At 69.2% G+C, this 13,134-nt stretch carries 13 protein-coding genes; 8 read left to right on the plus strand and 5 right to left on the minus strand.

From position 1 onward, the window contains the following. Window position 1: 1 nt before the first annotated feature. Window positions 2–1,114 (minus strand): aldo/keto reductase, encoded by a 1,113-nt coding sequence (locus CK500_RS02930; protein WP_095635766.1) that lies wholly within the window; start codon window positions 1,112–1,114, stop codon window positions 2–4. Between the two features lie 153 nt (window positions 1,115–1,267). Here CK500_RS02930 and dacZ point away from each other — a divergent pair, with 153 nt between their 5' ends. The 4 genes from dacZ (at window position 1,268) to CK500_RS02950 (ending at window position 4,990) form a co-directional block, all read left to right on the plus strand. Then, complete coding sequence (gene dacZ, locus CK500_RS02935) at window positions 1,268–2,077, plus strand: diadenylate cyclase DacZ (RefSeq protein ID WP_095635767.1); 810 nt, start codon at window positions 1,268–1,270, stop codon at window positions 2,075–2,077. A gap of 5 nt (window positions 2,078–2,082) precedes the next feature. Further along, window positions 2,083–2,871, plus strand: coding sequence for a mechanosensitive ion channel family protein (locus CK500_RS02940; protein WP_095635768.1), 789 nt, complete (start codon window positions 2,083–2,085; stop codon window positions 2,869–2,871). Window positions 2,872–2,944: 73 nt separating this feature from the next. Continuing rightward, window positions 2,945–4,201 carry a sensor histidine kinase gene (locus CK500_RS02945; RefSeq protein ID WP_095635769.1) on the plus strand — a complete coding sequence of 419 codons (1,257 nt, stop codon included), beginning with the start codon at window positions 2,945–2,947 and terminating at the stop codon, window positions 4,199–4,201. A 120-nt stretch (window positions 4,202–4,321) separates the two neighbouring features. After that, window positions 4,322–4,990 carry a GNAT family N-acetyltransferase gene (locus CK500_RS02950; protein ID WP_095635770.1) on the plus strand — a complete coding sequence of 223 codons (669 nt, stop codon included), beginning with the start codon at window positions 4,322–4,324 and terminating at the stop codon, window positions 4,988–4,990. Between the two features lie 110 nt (window positions 4,991–5,100). Here the strand turns inward: CK500_RS02950 and CK500_RS02955 are convergent, their stop codons facing one another. Both CK500_RS02955 and CK500_RS02960 read right to left on the minus strand, forming a co-directional pair. After that, the gene (locus CK500_RS02955; RefSeq protein ID WP_095635771.1) at window positions 5,101–5,418 is read right to left on the minus strand and encodes an RPA12/RPB9/RPC11 RNA polymerase family protein; all 318 of its coding nucleotides are present in this window, start codon (window positions 5,416–5,418) and stop codon (window positions 5,101–5,103) included. 261 nt (window positions 5,419–5,679) lie between these two features. After that, window positions 5,680–5,958, minus strand: coding sequence for a hypothetical protein (locus tag CK500_RS02960; RefSeq protein ID WP_095635772.1), 279 nt, complete (start codon window positions 5,956–5,958; stop codon window positions 5,680–5,682). A gap of 210 nt (window positions 5,959–6,168) precedes the next feature. On the opposite strand from CK500_RS02960, the gene CK500_RS02965 reads away from it, so the two are divergent. From CK500_RS02965 to CK500_RS02975, 3 genes are all read left to right on the plus strand, one after another. Next, the gene (locus CK500_RS02965; protein WP_095635773.1) at window positions 6,169–8,616 is read left to right on the plus strand and encodes a DEAD/DEAH box helicase; all 2,448 of its coding nucleotides are present in this window, start codon (window positions 6,169–6,171) and stop codon (window positions 8,614–8,616) included. Between the two features lie 70 nt (window positions 8,617–8,686). Continuing rightward, window positions 8,687–9,133 (plus strand): phosphate-starvation-inducible PsiE family protein, encoded by a 447-nt coding sequence (locus CK500_RS02970; protein WP_095635774.1) that lies wholly within the window; start codon window positions 8,687–8,689, stop codon window positions 9,131–9,133. A gap of 39 nt (window positions 9,134–9,172) precedes the next feature. Beyond that, on the plus strand, window positions 9,173–10,729 hold the full coding sequence (locus CK500_RS02975) for a cryptochrome/photolyase family protein (protein WP_095635775.1): 1,557 nt from the start codon (window positions 9,173–9,175) through the stop codon (window positions 10,727–10,729). A 93-nt stretch (window positions 10,730–10,822) separates the two neighbouring features. On the opposite strand, the gene mvaD is transcribed toward CK500_RS02975, so the two are convergent. Both mvaD and CK500_RS02985 read right to left on the minus strand, forming a co-directional pair. Further along, complete coding sequence (mvaD, locus tag CK500_RS02980; RefSeq protein WP_095635776.1) at window positions 10,823–11,821, minus strand: phosphomevalonate decarboxylase MvaD; 999 nt, start codon at window positions 11,819–11,821, stop codon at window positions 10,823–10,825. A gap of 394 nt (window positions 11,822–12,215) precedes the next feature. Beyond that, complete coding sequence (locus tag CK500_RS02985; protein WP_095635777.1) at window positions 12,216–12,479, minus strand: hypothetical protein; 264 nt, start codon at window positions 12,477–12,479, stop codon at window positions 12,216–12,218. Window positions 12,480–12,623: 144 nt separating this feature from the next. Here CK500_RS02985 and CK500_RS02990 point away from each other — a divergent pair, with 144 nt between their 5' ends. After that, window positions 12,624–12,971 carry a 2Fe-2S iron-sulfur cluster-binding protein gene (locus CK500_RS02990; protein WP_095635778.1) on the plus strand — a complete coding sequence of 116 codons (348 nt, stop codon included), beginning with the start codon at window positions 12,624–12,626 and terminating at the stop codon, window positions 12,969–12,971. The last annotated feature ends 163 nt before the right edge of the window (window positions 12,972–13,134 follow it).

The raw sequence follows: 13,134 nt of genomic DNA on the forward strand, positions 1-13,134 counted from the left end.
CTCACTCGAACACCGCGTCGAACGCCGACGCGCCGAGCGGATCGAACGTGCCGGCGGCGACGTTCTCGCGGAGGTGGTCCAGGTCGCTCGCCCCGACGAGCGACGAGGTGACGCCCGGCGCGCTCCGCGCGAAGTTGAGCGCGCGCTGGGCCGGGGTCTCGCCCGCGAGCGTCGCGTCGACGTCGGCCGGGATCGCCCCCTCGACGGCGAGTTCGCCCTGCCCGATGCTCGCGCTCGTCACCACGGAGAGCCCCGCCTCGTGAGCGAGTTCGAGCGTCGAGACCGGCTCCGCGTCGCTCTCCCCGCCCGGGAGCCGCTGATTCCGCCGCGTGAAGGCGTCCGCCATCGCGACGTTAAATGGGAGCTGTACCGCCTCGAACCCGTGGTCGTCGCCGGGGCCGACCGCCTCGCCGGCGGCCTCGGCCCGCGCGAGCACCTCGGCGAGCGAGAGGTAGCGCTCGTCGTCCTCCGGGACCCGGAACGCGTCCCACGTCGCGACGCCGTAGGCCCCGATGTCACCCGCGGCGCGCCGACGCTCCAGCAGCTCGAAGGCCGCCTCCAACTGGTCGTACACGTCCGATCGCGACCTGACCGCCAGCTGCGTCTCCGGGTTGTGGACGTAGTAGCAGTCGATCGCGTCGAGCCCGAGCCGCTCTATCGACCGGTCGAGGGACCACTCAAGGAAGTCGGCGGAGATGGCGTGCGCCCCGTTCGCGAGGTCGTCGGGCGCGACGATCCCGGGCTCGACGAATCGCTCGCGGACGTACGCGGCGGGGTCGTCGGGACGCTCGCCGTCGAACGGGAGGAATCCGCCCTTCGTGGCCACGACGATCGACTCGCGGTCGATCGGCGAGTCCCGGACCGCCTCGCCGACGACGCGCTCGGCGCGCCCGCATCGGTAGTTGACCGCGGTGTCGACGTGGTTCACGCCGGAGCGGAGCGCGAGGTCGATCGCCTTCCGGTACGCGTCGTCGACCGCGGGGGTCGGGTCGCCGAGGTACGTCCCGATCCCGACGCTGGAGACCACGCCCGACCCGAACCGGCGGAAGTAGGTGCGACCGAAGGCGTCGCCGAACTCGTCGCGGTAGTCCCAGAGGGCCTCGCGGGTCGCCATGTTCGTCCGATCGGTTGCGCCGCGAGGTGAAAAGTCGCGCGGCACCGCGGCCCCTCGCCGTCGCCGGCGCGCTCGCCGGCGCTCCGAGAGTTGTCAGACGCACGCACGACGCCGACGCAACGACTATACGTCGTCCGGGAGTTCCTGCGAGTAATGGCCTCGCTCACCGACCACCTGTCCGATCTCGTCGAGGACGCCGACGCCGTGTTGCTGTTCTCGCCGACGAGCTCGTTCCACGACCGGTTCGAGGACGGCGACACGGAGATCGTCGTCGTCGCGCCGGACAACGACGTCGACGCCGAGGTGTTCGTCGAGCTCCCCCTCCCGTTCGACAACGTCAAAGACCGGATCCGGTTCGGGATCGAGGGCGCGATGGACGCCGAGCTCGTCTCGGAGGGCGACGAGGTCGTCTGTATCGCCTCGGTGTTCGACGGCGGGTCGGACGCGGTGGTCCGCGTCACCGTCGACGAGACGGTTCACACCGGGATCTACGACCTCTTCGTCAACTCCCGGGCCGAGCCGAGCGTGATCCGCGACGTGTTCGAGGTCGCGATCGAGCTCGGACAGAAGGGGCAGAAGGGGAAGCCGGTGGGCGCGCTGTTCGTCGTCGGCGACGCAGGCAAGGTGATGAACAAGTCCCGTCCGCTGTCGTACAACCCCTTCGAGAAGTCGCACGTCCACGTTGGCGACCCCATCGTCAACGTCATGCTCAAGGAGTTCTCGCGGCTCGACGGCGCGTTCGTCGTCTCCGACTCCGGGAAGATCGTCTCCGCGTACCGCTACCTCGAACCGGGAGCGGAGGGCGTCGACATCCCGAAGGGGCTCGGTGCGCGCCACATGGCCGGCGGGGCGATCACCCGCGACACGAACGCGACCGCGATCGTCCTCTCCGAGTCGGACGGGCTCGTGCGGGCGTTTAAGGCGGGAGAGCTCGTCCTGGAGATCGATCCGGAGGAGTACTAACCGCCATGTCCGCGGTACCGACACCGGTCTCCGAGTTCGTCGCGGCGGTCCCGGACCGGATCTGGCTCGCGCTGTTCGTGCTGCTGTTCGGGCTGCTGGCGGCGTACGTCGTCGGCGTGATCAACCGCCGGCTGCTGACCCGCGCGGGCGTTCCCGAGGTGATCGAGGGGACCGCCTTCGAGCGTACCGCCCGCGAGTTCGACACCTCGACGGTGCGAATCTTAGCGCAGCTGTCGAGCTACTTCATCCTCGCCGTCGCCGTCATCGTCGCCCTGACAGTCGCCGACGTGAACTACCTCGAACGGTTCTGGTCCGACGTCGCCGCGTTCCTGCCGCGGCTGTTCGTCGCGGTCGTCGTCCTCATCGTCGGGATCGTCGTCGGCGACAAGGCGGAGCTGCTCGTCGCCGAGCGGCTCCGCGGGATCAAGCTCCCCGAGCTCGGCGTGTTGCCGCCGCTCGTGAAGTACAGCGTCGTGTACGTCGCCGTCCTGATCGCGCTCGGGCAGGTCGGGGTCCAGACCATCGCGCTGGTCGTGCTGCTGGCGGCGTACGCGCTCGCGGTCGTGCTGTTCGCCGCGCTCGCGACGAAGGACCTCGTGGCCAGCGCCGCCGCCGGCGTCTTCCTCCTCCTGCGACAGCCGTACGGGATCGGCGACGAGGTGCGGGTCGCCGGGGAGCGCGGCATCGTCCAGGAGGTCGACCTGTTCGTCACCCGCATCGAGGCCGATGGCGAGGAGCACGTGGTGCCGAACCACTCCGTGTTCCGCGACGGGATCGTGTTGATTCGGGAGTGAGGACCGGTCCCGACGCCCCGCCGAAATCGAGTGCGGAACGCATATACTCGACCGCATTTTAGGCCGGCCTAAAATGAATCGGTACGAGGAGCAGATCGTCGGGGCCCTGTTCGACGTCGTCGACGCCGAGGAACACGGCGAGGCCAGACGGCTGTTGATGCGCGCGTACGAGTCGAACGCGACGGGCGACCGCGACGAGCTGATCGAGCGGCTCGTCTCGGAGCTGGTCGTCGTTCTCAACGAAGAGCTCACCCGCCGCGAAGGGGCCGACGTTCTCACCGACACGATCGGTTTCCTTCTCGATCGGTTCCTCTCGGTCGTGGAGGTCGCCCCCGTGGCGATCGTCGTCGTCGGCCCCGACGGGACCGTGCAACTGTGGAACGACGGCGCGGAACGGCTCTTCGGTTGGTCAGAGTCGGACGCGCTCGGACGCCGGTTCGTCTCTGGGGAGGCGGAGACGGAAGCGGAGGCGGAGGTGGACGGAGGTGCGGAGGCGGCCGACCCGCTCGAGTCGTCCCTGCAGCGACTCAGAAACGGCGAGCGGTTGACCGGCGTCGAGGCGCGTCACCCGCACCGCGACGGGTCGCTGCTCGAGGTTCGGTTCTGGGCGGCTCCGCTTCGCGACCGCGACGGGGAGTTCACCGGAGCGACGTACGTCGCGACCGACATCGGCGAACGGAAACGGCGAGAGCAGCGGCTGACCGTTCTCAACCGGGTGTTGCGACACAACATCAGAAACGACGCGAACGTCATCGCGGGACACCTCGAAGCGATCGCCGCGAATCGCCCCGACGACGATCCGCACGTCGAGGCGATGGACCGACGCCTCTCGAGCATCGTCGATCTGAGCGAGGCCGCGCGACAGCTCGAGCGTCTGCAGGGCTCCGACGGAGAGGAGAGCCAGACGACGTACGACCTCTCGTCTCTAGTGGAGGGGCGAGCCGGCGATCTCCGCGCGACCCACCCGACCGCGGACGTCGCCGTCCGGTCCCCGGCCGACGCCGAAGCCGTGGCTCACGAGCTCTTTCCGTACGCGCTCGACAACGTCCTGGAGAACGCGATCGAACACAACGACTCGCCGTCGCCCCGCGTTCGCGTGACGGTCCGCGCGGACCGAGACGGCGCCTCCGTCACCGTCGCGGACGACGGCCCCGGACTCCCGCCCCACGAGCGCGAGGTGTTGACGAGGTCCGACGAGACGAAGCTCACCCACAGCACCGGGATGGGACTCTGGTTGGTCCGGTGGATCGTTCGCGCCTCCGGCGGCGAGTTGCGGGCCGCGAAAAGCGACCTCGGCGGTACCGCGGTGACGGTGTCGCTCCGCGGGTGACCCTCGCGCCCCCGTTCCCACACTACGGGTGGCCCCGTTCCCTCGCTATAGGTGGCCCCCGTTCCCACGCTATGGGAGCAGCTATCACGATATAACCCCGCGGAGCACCGACGGGCACGTATGAGCCACGACGCCACCGCCGCCTGCGACGGCTGGGACGGCAGCGAGTGCGAGGGGACGGTCCACTGTCCGCCGCGCTGTCCGCGCTTCGTGGACAAACAGGGGGCCCGGTGGACGATCCGCCCCGCGGTCGACGAGGACGCGCCGTACCTCGTCGAGATGTACGAGCGGTTCGGTCGGGCGGACCGCGCGCAGGGGCTTCCGCCGGTGAGCCGGAACCGGTGCGTCGACTGGGTCGAGTCGATGCTGGCGGAGGGGAGCAACGTCGTCGCCGAGCGGGACGGCGAGCTGTTCGGCCACGCCATGTACACGCCGAGCGACGCGGCGGTCCCCGAACTCGCCGTCTTCGTCCACCCCGCGATGCAGGGGCGGGGCGTGGGCACGGAGCTGTGTCGGCACGTGATCGCCGACGCCGCCGCGGGCGGTCGCGACGGGATCGTGCTCCACGTCGAGACGGGGAACCGCGTCGCCCGCAGCGTCTACCGGACGGTGGGGTTCGAGGTCGTCGAGCGCCGGGGGGACCTCCGGATGCGGCTCGACCTCGACGACCCGATCGCGACCGAGGTTCGCTGGCCGCCGCTCGCTCGCGAGGGGCCGACTGAGCCGCTTCCGCGGGAGCCGCTCCCGATCGAGGTCGGCGGGACGCGGGCCGCGGGCGCCGACGACTAGCCGAGCGGGGACGGAAGCAGCGCACGGCGGGTGCCTTCCGGCGTTCGCCTCCGGAGGAACGGAAGGGGAATCTGCGCGTATTTAAGGAATAAACGCCGGGAGACGCGCCGTCAGGAGTCCCGCCACTTGTGGCCGCACTCGACGCAGGTGAACAGCCGCACCTCGTAGGAACCGCCCGGCTTCGGCATCATCTCGGAGGTGGCCCGGTCGCCGTCGCAATCGTCCGCCGGACAGGGCTCCCGCGTCGTCTCGGCGGCGTCCCCAGTCGCGTCGGCCACCGCGGGCGCCCCGTCGTCCCGCTGTCCCTCTCGGGTCGCCATCGACGCTTCCGCCTGCGAGTCCCGCGGCTCCTCGTTCTCGCAGGAGCGACAGACCCACGCGTCGCCCTCCGTGTGCATCATCGACCCGCACCCGTCGCAGAATTGCATCGTTGACGGATCTACGTGCGTGGTGGATAATAGGCTTTAAAATCCGGCTCCGCTCGGAGGCCAGCGAGCCGCCCCGAGCGATCCGACCGCTCTGCCAGGACTCTGAACCCGACTGCTTCCGACGAGAACGCGCTCGAAGCAGAGGCGCTATACGGGTGTACAGAGGCGCGGCGCTGTTGAAATCACACTTTCAGACACAGAATCAGGTGAAACAGCGGATCGGCGAGGGTGCCTATTTACTGGCGGCTTTATATCAGATTGTTACTCTTCATTCATCAAATGACGAAGGTTCTGCTGAGTGTTCGAGTCCTCACTGAACTCGAAGTCGGTTGCCTCAGAAATCCTCCGCATCGCATCTCTTGTATGTCCTTCACAAATCTCGAGTTCTGCGATTGAATGGTTGCCGTCGCTTGCTTGTTTCTTAAATATTCGTCCACTGTCGTCCTCGAACTGGATTACAAAATAGTGGCCGCCTTTGTCGTCGCTGAATTCCTTGAACGAACTCAACTTCTCTATAAAATCGTTAGCGTCACTTGACATACAGAAATTTATATATTCCAATAACTTAGTAGATACCATCCAACAATTGACCGCAACAGGGTCGGGCGATGTCTCTTTCTGAGGGTTTCGACAGGGCCGGAGGTGCTCGACGGAGTCAGACGGCCCGCTCCGAGACGCGCGGATCTCCTCTCCGAACCCACCGCCCCGACCGCAACGATTAGGGACGGGCGACCCCACGATACCGTAGCCGTGGAGGACGCCATCGAGTGGCTGCGGAACCGACCGTTTTACGAGGGACAGATCGCGGAGCACCGCCGCCTGCCCGCCCGCGAGCCCGAATTCCGTGACGTCGACCTCGCGCCCCGGATGGCCGACGCGCTCGCGAAGGAGGGGATCGACCGCCTCTACCGCCACCAGGTCGAGGCGATCGAGGCGGTCCGCGACGGCGACGACGCCGTGCTCGCCACCGAGACCGCGAGCGGCAAGTCGCTGGCGTACACCGTGCCGGCCTTCGAGGCGGCGATGGACCACGGGGGGCGGACCCTCTATATCGGCCCCCAGAACGCGCTGATCGCTGACCAGGAGGAGAGCCTGAGCGACCTCGCTCACGGGCTCGGCTTCGGCAGCGGCGTCTCGGTCGAGTCGTACACCGGGCGGCTCTCGCGGAGCGAGAAACGGGAGGTGCGCGACCGCGAGCCGACCGTGCTGCTGTCGAACCCGGACATGCTCCACTACGCGCTGCTCCCGTACGCCGGGCGCCTGTGGGACTGGTTCTTCTCCTCGTTGGAGTACGTCGTCATCGACGAGGTCCACAGCTACCGCGGGGTGTTCGGCTCGCAGGTCGCCCTAACCTTACGCCGGCTCGCGCGGACCTGCGAGCGGTTCGGGTCGAGCCCGCAGTTCGTCTGCTGTTCCGCGACGATCAACAACCCCGTCGAGCACGTCGCGACCGTCACCGGCCGCGACCCCGACGGGATCGCGCTCGTCGACGAGGACACGTCGGGGCGGGGACCGCGCGACTGGGTGCTGTGGAACCCGCCCGAGTACGACGACGACTGGCAGGAGCGCGGCAGCGGGCGCCGGAAGTCGAGCCACGCGGAGAGCAAGCGGCTCTTCGTCGACCTCGTGACGGCGGGCGCCCAGACCCTGGCGTTCACGCGCGCCAGACAGACCGCGGAGCAGTACGCGACCGACAGCGCGAGCGACCTCCGCGAGCGGGGCGAGCGCGACCTCGCGGGGAAGGTCGGCGCGTATCAGGCGGCGCTGACCGACGACCGGCGCCGCGAGATCGAGGCGGACCTCCACGCCGGCGACCTCCGGGGCGTCTGGTCGACGAGCGCCCTCGAACTCGGCGTCGACGTGGGCGGGCTCGACGCCGTGATCTTGGACGGCTACCCCGGCACGCGGATGTCGGCGCACCAGCGCGCGGGGCGGGCCGGCCGCGGCGACGACCCGGCCCTCGTGGTGATGGTCGGCGGCGAGGACCAGCTCGACCAGTACCTCATGCGCAACCCGAGCGACTTCTTCGAGGCGCCGCCGGAGGACGCGATCTGCGACCCGGAGAACCGGCAGCTGCTCCCGGGCCACGTCGCCTGCGCGGCCGACGAGAGCTGGCTCTCGCCCGACGACGAGCGGTTCTTCGGGGGGTCGTTCCCCGGCGTCGTCGCGGACCTGACCGACGAAGGCGTCCTGGACAGGCGGGAGGTCGCTGACGGGATCCGGTGGACCCACACCGGCTCGTCGAGCCCGCAGCAGTCGGTGAGCCTCCGGACCGCCGGCGACCGGGAGGTCGACCTGATCGACTCCTCGCGCAACGAGACGGTCGCCTCGCTCGGCTTCGGCGACGCGCTCCGGGACGCCCACCCCGGCGCGATCTACCACCAGCAGGGCCGGACCTACGAGGTGACGAATCTCGACCTCGACCGCGACGTGGCGGAGCTGCAGTCGTCGTGGGCCGACTACTACACCCAGCCGCTCACCGAGAAGGACATCGTCGTGAACGCGGACCTCGGCGAGCGCGAGCTGTCGGCCCGCCCGGACGTGCCGGTCCGGTTCGCCGACGTGACCGTCACGGAGCAGATTACGGGATTCGTCCGGAAGGACGCCAAGACGGGCGAGTCGCTCGGGGAGTCGACGCTGGACCTCCCCGAGACGACGCTGCGGACGAAGGCGCTGTACTTCCCGGTTCCGGGAGACGTCGAGTCGGAGATGCGGGCGCTCGGCGACTCCCTCGACGGCGGGTCCGCCGACGCCGACGCCGACGGCGACGTGGAGGGAAATGCCGACGACGCGGGGGCGGCGACAGACGGCGGCGAGAGCGTCCCGGGCGGCGAGTACGCCTTCAACGGCGGTATCCACGCGGCCGAGCACGGGCTCATCTCGCTGTTTCCCTTCCACCTGCTCTGTGACCGCGCGGACGTGGGGGGTATCTCGACGCCGTACCACCCCCACACGGACGCGCCGGCGGTGTTCGTGTACGACGGCCACCCCGGGGGGGTCGGGCTCACGCGGCGCGGCCACGAGCGGATCGAGGAGCTGATGGCCCGCACGGCGCGGCTGATCGACTCCTGCGACTGCGAGGGCGGCTGTCCCGCGTGCGTCCAGTCGCCGCACTGCGGCAACGCCAACGAGCCGCTGGCGAAGGCGCCCGCGGTGCGGCTGCTGGAGGCGCTGACGGGCGGGAACGCGGATCGGTGAGGCGGATCGACGACCTCCCTGACCGCGTTCACCCAAAGCCACTTGCTCCCGCGCACTCACCGATCCGGCGATGGCGATCGATCTCGACGACGCGGCGGATCCCGCCGCCCGGGCGATGGAGTGGCTCGTGTTGGGGGCGGCGTACTTCCTGCTCATCCTGTTTCTCATCGGCGTCTTCGACCTGTTCATCTCGCTGTACCGGCTGCTCGTCACGGGCGATTTCACCGATCCCATCGAGGTGGTGGGACTGCTCGACAGCGTGCTGCTCCTGCTCATCATCGTCGAGGTCCACCGGACGCTCGTTGCATACGCCCGGGGCCAGCCCGTCCTGCGGATCGTCGTGAGCGCCGCGATCATCGCGGTCTCCCGGCGTGTGATCAGCTACCGGCTCGACGACTACGCCACGGGGGAGGAGGCGCTGCTCGCGGCGGTCGCAATCGGGGCGCTGGTGCTCTCGCTCACGGTCGGGTACTTCCTGCTCGACCGCGTGAGCGTGCCGGGTCGCCTCGAGCTGTGATCCCGGTGGTTTCACGGTCGTCGCACCCGTGGCGATCCCATGGAGCTGTTCTGGCACCGGCGGGACCTCAGAGTCGCCGACAACGTCGGGCTCGCGGCCGCGGCGGGGACCGAGGACGACGCCCGCGGGCCGGCCGCCCCCGTGTTCGTCTTCGACCCGGACGTGCTCGCCCACGCGAGCGACGTGCGAGTCCGGCGCCTGCTCGACGGGCTCGCGGCGCTGCGGGACGACTACCGCGACCGCGGCGGCGACATCCTCGTCGCCCGCGGCGACCCCGAGACCGTGCTTCCTGCGTTGGCCAACGCCCTCGACGCCGACCGCGTCGTCTGGAACCGCGACTACTCGGGGCTCGCACGCGAGCGCGACGCGGGCGTCCGCCGGGCCCTCAACGAGGCCGGGATCGAGCGCGAGGCCCACCACGACGCGGTCCTCCACGACCCGGACACGATCCGGACCAACGCCGGCGACCCCTACTCGGTGTACACCTACTACTGGCGGAAGTGGACCGACCGCGAGACCGACCCGCTCGCGCCGACGCCGGAGGCGGACGACCTCGTCGGCGCGGACGCGTTGCGGGCGGCGGTCGGGGGCGGAGGCGGCGCCCTCGCCGACGGCGGCCTCGAACCGGAAACCGATAGCGCCGCGATCGACCGCGTCGCCGTCGGCGATCTACCCGCGCCCGCCGATCTTGGGTTCGCAGAGCCGGACGCCGAGCTCGGCCCCGCGGGCACCGACGCGGCCCGCGAGCGACTCGACGACTTCCTCTCGGAGGCGGTGTTCTCGTACGACGCCGAGCGCGACTACCCCGCGCGGGAGGCGACCTCCCGCCTGTCCGCCTTCCTGAAGTACGGCGAGATCGGGATCAGGGAGACGTACGAGGCGACCGAGGAGGCGATGGCCGCGGCTGAGGAAAAGGCCGGAAAGGGAGACGGGGACGACGACAACGACGACGAGGGACCCGCCGCCGCGGTCGAGGAGTACCAACAGCAGCTCGCGTGGCGGGAGTTCTACGCGCAGGTCCTCTTTCACAACCCCGAGGTCGTCACCGAGAACTACAAGGAGTACGAGGAGGGGATCGCGTGGCACGACGACCCCGAGGAGATTGCGGCGTGGAAGCGCGGCGAGACCGGCTACCCCATCGTCGACGCCGGGATGCGACAGCTCCGAGAGGAGGCGTTCATGCACAACCGGGTGCGGATGATCGTCGCCTCCTTCCTCACGAAGGATCTGCTCGCGGACTGGCGACACGGGTACGACCACTTCCGCGAGCGGCTGGTGGACCACGACACCGCCAACGACAACGGCGGGTGGCAGTGGGCGGCCTCGACGGGGACTGACGCCCAGCCCTACTTCCGCATCTTCAACCCGATGACGCAGGGCGAGCGCTACGACCCCGACGCGGAGTACATCACGGAGTACGTCCCCGAGCTCCGGGGGCTCGACGCCGACCTGATCCACGGGTGGCACGAGCTGTCGCCGACCCAGCGCGTGAACGCCGCGCCCGACTACCCCGCGCCGATCGTCGACCACGCGGAGCGGCGCGAGGAGGCGCTGGCGATGTACAAGCGGGCGCGCGGTGAGGACCCGGACGAATAGGTGGAATAGACGGAATGGACGGAATGGACGGAATAGTCGGAATCGGCGGAATGGACGGAATAGGCAGAAGCCGGCGACGAACCGGCGGCTCGGTCAGAACAGCGCTTCGCTCTCGTCGAGCACCCGTGCCGGGCCGCCGACCTCCCACACGTCGGTGTCGATGCCGATCTCGGCGATCCGGCTCTCGACCTCGTCGACGTGGTCCGCGAGCGTGTTGACGTACACGGAGGCGCCGGTGTCGGTCGAGAAGTAGACGGGGACGCCCTCCTCGCGGAGCTCGCGGACCGCGTTGAATACCGCGATCGTCTCGGGCTGCCAGTACACCCACCCCGAGGGGCCGGTCATGGTGGTCGCGGTGAGCGAGAGGGAGTCGTGCTCGGCGGTCTCGAAGATCCGGTCGAAGTCGCCCGCGCGGAGGGCGTCGGTCATCTCGACGAGCTGGTCCTGGACGTGAGCGGTCCGCGCCTGCATCATGTGGCTCGCGGCGGCCTCGCGGTGGGCCTCCTCGGTCTCCTTGTACGCGGGGACGTGCGCGGCGACGATCCGGAGGTCCTCCTCGGGGTCGAACCCGTCGTCGCCCGTCCCCACGTCGAGGCGGTACGAGCGGCAGTCCTCGTCGTTGAGCCCGGCGTCGAGCCGGGAGTACGCGCCCGTCACCGCGCGGGCCGCGGAGGAGGAGCCGCGGCGGGCGACGGTGGAGACCTCGGGGAGCGACAGGTCGAGGCCGGCGGCCTCGGTGAGGGCGAGCGCGGCGGCCGCGAAGCCGGACGAGGAGGATCCGAACCCGATGTTCGACGGGAAGGAGTTCTCGCTCTCCAGCCGGACCGCCGCGTCGACGCCGGCCAGCTCGCGGACGTGGTCGACGACCATGTCGATGCGCTCGGCCGCGCGCCCGTCGACCTTCTCGCCGCCGATGACGTAGGTGTCCTCGCTCGCGTCGGGCTGCCACTCGACGGTGGTCGTCGTCGCGGTCGGGGCTGTACAGAGGCTGATGCTGTCGTGGTACGGGAGTCGGAGCTGCTCGTCGCGCATCCCGTGGTACTTGACGAGCCCCTGGATCGGGTGGGATCGCGCGGTGGCCTTCTCGGTCATACCTCGGGAAGCGTCCGGCGGGGGATTAGTCGTTGCGATGGGCGAGAGTGAAAGCGTAGCAGATTACAGCGACGACGTATCGATTCGATCGAGACCGATGCGGTGGCGCGCCCCGGCGAGCGGCCCGGAGGGCCGCGAGCCGACGGTGCGAGGGACGCGGTGAGCGCTCGCAGAGCGCGAACCGCGAGGCTGGGGAGGCGTGAGGCGCGGTGCTGTGCGGGGCGGGACTCGAAGGGGCAGTCGGCTCCGGGAAGACGGCCGACGTAAGCACCGAGGAAGCGAACGAAGTGAGCGACCGAGGCGCGCAGCGAGGCCTTCGACCGGAGCCGACTGGGGCTTCGGAGGCGTTTACCGCGGTCTACGATCGATTGCGTATCAATGAGAGGTGCGACAGTTAGTCTGAGTTCCGAAGCAGCAGGTAGATCACGACCACCAAGAGCATCACGTCGATCCCCGCGATCACCGTCAGCGGTGTTCCGAATCCCCACTGCCACGCCCACTCGCTGCCTCGGTCCTTCGCGTCCTTATAAATCCACCTGCCGAGCGTCGCCCAGAGGACGATCAGCGCCGCCAGCAGGAACAGTTCGTCGCGGGCGACGGTGACGCCCGGAAGCGGTTGGTACGTCAGGAGCTGCGCGAGGGAGGGCGCGGGGAACATCGCGTGAGCCGATCGACACGCCGTTTGTAAAAACCCATATGTACCAGTCGCCCGTCCGCCGTCCGACCAATCGCGTATCCGTCCCCGCGACGGCGACGCGATCGAGGGGAACCCTTTTTGACGGGTCGGCGGGTACACCGCGCCATGACCGAGTACACCGTCGAGTTCGTCGGCACCGACGAGACGATCGAGGTGGCCGACACGGAGACGATCCTCCAGCCCTGCATCGAGGCAGGGATCGCGCAGGAGTACTCCTGCCGCGTCGGGATGTGTCTCGCCTGCTCCGCGGAGATCGTCGAGGGCGAGGTGACCCAGCCGGCGGCCCGCGGACTCACCGACGAGGAGGCCGAGGAGTACGCGCTCACCTGCATGGCGCGACCGCAGTCCGACCTGAAGCTCGACCGCGGGAAGTACCCGCCGAGCATCGAGGACGACGCGGCGACCGAGGCGGGCGATTCGGATTCGGACGGGATCGCGGCCGACGACGACTGATACGCGGGAGGCGAGTGGCCCGTTTCTCATACGCGAACTGTGGCTCGTCGCGGATCGGTTGATCGCTTATAAGTGGTTGACCGCGGATCGACGGCAACCACCGCCAAAGCCCCAGCCGTTCGCTTATAAATCACTGACTGCGGATCGATGGCGAACTCCTCCA

The sequence above is a fragment of the Halorubrum salipaludis genome (assembly GCF_002286985.1).
Classification (GTDB): domain Archaea; phylum Halobacteriota; class Halobacteria; order Halobacteriales; family Haloferacaceae; genus Halorubrum; species Halorubrum salipaludis.

Coding starts and splice junctions, on each gene's coding strand:
- CK500_RS02960 (WP_095635772.1), bottom strand. CDS start 5,958: ATGTCAAGTGACGCTAACGATTTTATAGAGAAGTTGAGTTCGTTCAAG.
- mvaD (WP_095635776.1), bottom strand. CDS start 11,821: ATGACCGAGAAGGCCACCGCGCGATCCCACCCGATCCAGGGGCTCGTC.
- dacZ (WP_095635767.1), top strand. CDS start 1,268: ATGGCCTCGCTCACCGACCACCTGTCCGATCTCGTCGAGGACGCCGAC.
- CK500_RS02990 (WP_095635778.1), top strand. CDS start 12,624: ATGACCGAGTACACCGTCGAGTTCGTCGGCACCGACGAGACGATCGAG.
- CK500_RS02970 (WP_095635774.1), top strand. CDS start 8,687: ATGGCGATCGATCTCGACGACGCGGCGGATCCCGCCGCCCGGGCGATG.
- CK500_RS02950 (WP_095635770.1), top strand. CDS start 4,322: ATGAGCCACGACGCCACCGCCGCCTGCGACGGCTGGGACGGCAGCGAG.
- CK500_RS02930 (WP_095635766.1), bottom strand. CDS start 1,114: ATGGCGACCCGCGAGGCCCTCTGGGACTACCGCGACGAGTTCGGCGAC.
- CK500_RS02975 (WP_095635775.1), top strand. CDS start 9,173: ATGGAGCTGTTCTGGCACCGGCGGGACCTCAGAGTCGCCGACAACGTC.
- CK500_RS02955 (WP_095635771.1), bottom strand. CDS start 5,418: ATGCAATTCTGCGACGGGTGCGGGTCGATGATGCACACGGAGGGCGAC.
- CK500_RS02985 (WP_095635777.1), bottom strand. CDS start 12,479: ATGTTCCCCGCGCCCTCCCTCGCGCAGCTCCTGACGTACCAACCGCTT.
- CK500_RS02940 (WP_095635768.1), top strand. CDS start 2,083: ATGTCCGCGGTACCGACACCGGTCTCCGAGTTCGTCGCGGCGGTCCCG.
- CK500_RS02945 (WP_095635769.1), top strand. CDS start 2,945: ATGAATCGGTACGAGGAGCAGATCGTCGGGGCCCTGTTCGACGTCGTC.